The sequence below is a fragment of the Pseudomonas sp. CROZ-RG-20F-R04-15 genome, assembly GCF_022662375.1.
Lineage (GTDB): Bacteria > Pseudomonadota > Gammaproteobacteria > Pseudomonadales > Pseudomonadaceae > Aquipseudomonas.
The window spans coordinates 1-3,605 of record NZ_JAKNQL010000051.1 but is presented as its reverse complement, the minus strand read 5'-3'; the positions used below and the strand labels follow the sequence as shown (position 1 = coordinate 3,605).

Annotated in this window: 3 protein-coding genes; all 3 read right to left on the bottom strand. The window is 60.3% G+C overall.

All coding sequences use genetic code 11. From position 1 onward, the window contains the following. Positions 1-189 precede the first annotated feature (189 nt). Complete coding sequence (locus L8H52_RS30135; protein WP_242210142.1) at positions 190-1,287, bottom strand: extracellular solute-binding protein; 1,098 nt, start codon at positions 1,285-1,287, stop codon at positions 190-192. A gap of 2 nt (positions 1,288-1,289) precedes the next feature. Next, positions 1,290-2,405 (bottom strand): agmatine deiminase, encoded by a 1,116-nt coding sequence (gene aguA / locus L8H52_RS30130; protein WP_242210143.1) that lies wholly within the window; start codon positions 2,403-2,405, stop codon positions 1,290-1,292. Positions 2,406-2,504: 99 nt separating this feature from the next. Further along, positions 2,505-3,389: a LysR substrate-binding domain-containing protein gene (locus tag L8H52_RS30125; protein ID WP_242210144.1), complete on the bottom strand. Its 885-nt coding sequence runs from the start codon at positions 3,387-3,389 to the stop codon at positions 2,505-2,507. Positions 3,390-3,605: the final 216 nt, after the last annotated feature.

Here is a 3,605-nt window from a genome sequence, read left to right as displayed (position 1 = left end):
CCCCGGAGGTAGAGGGGACTGATTGGGGGAGATTGGGGGTTTACGCCGACTTGAAATAGCGTCTTTGAATCCATGATCGCCAAGTCTTAGATCCATAATCGACTCGGTTTCTCAGGTCGATGTATAACGCAAGACACCTCGGTCGGCCCCCTCTCCCTCTGGGAGAGGGCTGGGGTGAGGGTCTGCTTTTCACAGCCCGGACTTCAACCGACTGAACGCCCGGATCAGCGCCCGATTGAACGCCTTGCCATTGTCATTCTTGCTGTACAGCGTGGCCCTGACGTCGGCCGAGGGATACGTCCCCGGATCATTGTGAATCGCTGCATCGACCAAGCCATCAGCAGCGGTAATCGCATTGGCGTAATGAATGATGTCAGTGATCGGCGCAATCACCTCCGGCGTCATCAAATAATCCATCAGCGCCAACCCCGCCTGCGGATGCGGCGCGTCCTTGGGCACGACCATGGCATCGAACCAGATCAACGTGCCCTCTTTCGGAATCCGGTAACTCAACTTGAACGGCTTCTGCGCCGCTTCCGCCTGCCCCGCCGCGATCGCCACATTGCCGTTCCACGACATCGCCACGCAAGTATTGCCGTTGGCCAGATCGCTGATGTTCAGGTCATTGTCAAAGTAGCGAATGTACGGGCGGATCTTCGCCAGTTGCTGCTCGGCGAGTTTCAAGTCATCGAGGTTCTGCCGGTTGATGTCCAGCCCCATGTACTTCATGACGGCAGCGAACACTTCGTTGGGATCGTTGAGCAGACTCACCCCGCAATCGGCGAATTTCGATACCACTGCCGGATCGAACAACATCGCCCAACTGTCCCTCGGAGCATCCGGCAAACGTTGCTTGATTGCCTCTTCCTGAAACCCCACGCCAGTGGTGCCCCAAGCGTAGATACCCGCGTAACGATTACCCGGATCGAACACCGCCATGTGCTGGCGAAACTCCTCGCCAACCCCGGCAAAGTGCGGGACTCGGGCCTTGTCCAGCGGCTGGATCGCGCCGCTTTCGATGGCCCGCGACAGGTGCTGGCCGGCGGTCAGCACCAGGTCGTATCCACTGCGCCCGGTGAGCAGTTTGGTCTCGACGGTTTCCAGTGAATCAAAGTGATCGGCGACCACATGAATGCCGGTCTGCGCCTCGAAATTCTTCAGCGTATCCGGCGCCAGGTACTCGCCCCAGATATACAGATTAACCACTGGTTTCGCGCTGTCGGCAGCCTGCACACACAAGGGTGCAAGCACCAGCAATAACGCTTGAGTCAGTTGGTGCAGGCGCATGTTCAGGCTCCTTTTTTCAGGCCGGCGTATTGCGGCATGGTGATGCACGCGACGTTGCCGCCGCCAAGGAGGATTTCCCGGGAGTTTTCGATGCCGACGATTTTGTGCTGCGGGAACAGCTCGGCCAACGTCGCCAGCGCCACTTGATCGTTGCGATCACCAAACAGCGGCACGACGATCGAGCTATTACCGGCGTAGTAGTTGATGTACGACGCGCAGATTTTCGTGCCGGCCTGACGGGTGTGGGTGCCGTCCTGCTGATCGAGGCCTTCGGCTTCCTCGGCCGTCCACTCGAGCACGTCAGGTTGCGGCAGTTTGTGCACGATCAGCTCACGGCCACGGCTGTCGCGGGTGCTGCGCAGGATGTCGTAGGCCTCCTGATAAATCTCCCATTGCGGATCGTCACGGTTATCGGTCCATTGCAACACAACTTCGCCGGGACGGACGAAACAGGCGAGGTCGTCGACATGGCCGTCGGTTTCGTCGAACTTGCAGCCGCGTGGCAGCCAGATCACTTGCTCGGCGCCGAGGTAATCGGTCAGGCGTCGGGTCACTTCGTCCTTGCCCAGATGCTGGTTGCGATTGCGGTTGAGCAGGCATTGTTCGGTGGTGAGGATGCTGCCCTGACCGTCACTCTGGATGCCGCCCAGTTCGGCAATCAGCGGCGCGCGGTAGCGGTCGAAACGCTCGATCTCGAGGATCTTGCTGGCGATCTGGTCGTCCTTGTCCCACGGGTAATAGAGGCCGCCGTCGAGCCCGCCATAGGCGTTGAACTCAAAATCCACGCCGCGCACTTCACCGCTCTGATCATTGACCACAAAGCATGGGCCGCTGTCGCGGAACCAGGTGTCGTTGCAGGTCATCTCGACCACGCGCACTTGCGGCGGCAACTGCCGACGCGCCGTGGCGAATTGCGCGGCCGAGGCGCAGACAGTGACCGGTTCGCTGTGGGAGATCGCGGTGACGATCTGCACCCAGACTTTCTGCGCCGGTTTAGCGCCATTGCGCCAGACGTCGGTGCGTTCCGGCCAGCCCAGCCAGCAACCGGATTTGGCTTCGAATTCGCCGGGCAGACGGAAGCCGTCGTGTTTGGGGGTGGAGTCGAGCAAACGTGCCATGGTCAAACCTCGTCTTCGCGATGGGAATGACCACAGGCTAAGGGTGCGCGCACTACGCCCGCCAACGATGATTATTACGGAACAGTTGAATTCAACTCATCAATCGACCAGTTGATCGTTGAACCATTCGAGCATCTGCGCCACCGCCGGACGCTCCAGCCGCAGCCGTTCGCAGACCAGTGCGTATTGGCCGAGCGCGGTCATGCTCGATGCGAAGGGACGCACCAGTCGACCACTTTGCAGATCTTCCTGCGCGGTGAGGTTGTCGCCCATGGCCACGCCCTGCCCTTGCGCTGCGGCTTCCAGCGCCAGACCGGCATGGGCGAAATACAACTGACGTTGCGGGCGTTGATCGCCGGCGTGACTGGTCAACCAGGCGGTCCAGGTCTTGCCGTCCTGATCGTCGTGCAGCAGGCAGTGGCGGGGCAGATCCTTTGGGGTTTTCAATGTGCCCTGGTTGAACAGGCCGGGGCTGCATACCGGGAAGAACTGCAAGGCTGGCAATGGACGGACGAAGTACGCGCTGCTGTCCACCGGGCCGGTGCCGTAAGTGATTGCCAGGTCGATGTCTTCGCCCGGCGCACTGGCGTCGATCGGTTGTTCGTAGAGGTGCAAGGTGATGTGCGGATAGCGCGCGTAGAAATCGATGAGACGACTCATCAACCACTTCTGCGCCAGTTCGGCGGTGACGGCCAGTCTGAGCACGGCCAGTGAGGACGGATCGCGTAACTCATCGCAGGCATCGCCGATCAGTTCGAAGGCCTGTTGCAGGCTTTGCATCAGCCGGCCGGCGGCGATGGTCGGACGGATTTGTCGGCCTTCGCGGATGAACAGTGAGACGCCGAGTTGTTCTTCGAGCTGACGGATCTGATGGCTGACGGCGCTGTCGGTGACGCACAGTTCGGCGGCTGCACGGCCGAAATGCGCGTGACGGGCGGCGCACTCGAAGGTACGCAGGGCGGCCAGTGAAGGAAGTCGTCGCATGTGGGGGTGGTCCATTTTTTTGGTCATGCTGACTGGCTCGTCGATATGAGTCCAGCCCGTTACCCTCACCCCAGCCCTCTCCCAGAGGGAGAGGGAGCCGATCGAGGTGTATGGCGTCATCCATCGACCTGAAAGATCGAGTCGATTATGGATTCAGAAGAAAACTCTCACGTCGGCGTACCTCTTCAATACCCCGCGGTCAGTCCCCTCTCCCTT

Bases quoted from the DNA above. Each gene is read 5' to 3' on its own strand.
- aguA (WP_242210143.1), bottom strand. From the start codon at position 2,405: ATGGCACGTTTGCTCGACTCCACCCCCAAACACGACGGCTTCCGTCTG.
- L8H52_RS30125 (WP_242210144.1), bottom strand. From the start codon at position 3,389: ATGCGACGACTTCCTTCACTGGCCGCCCTGCGTACCTTCGAGTGCGCC.
- L8H52_RS30135 (WP_242210142.1), bottom strand. From the start codon at position 1,287: ATGCGCCTGCACCAACTGACTCAAGCGTTATTGCTGGTGCTTGCACCC.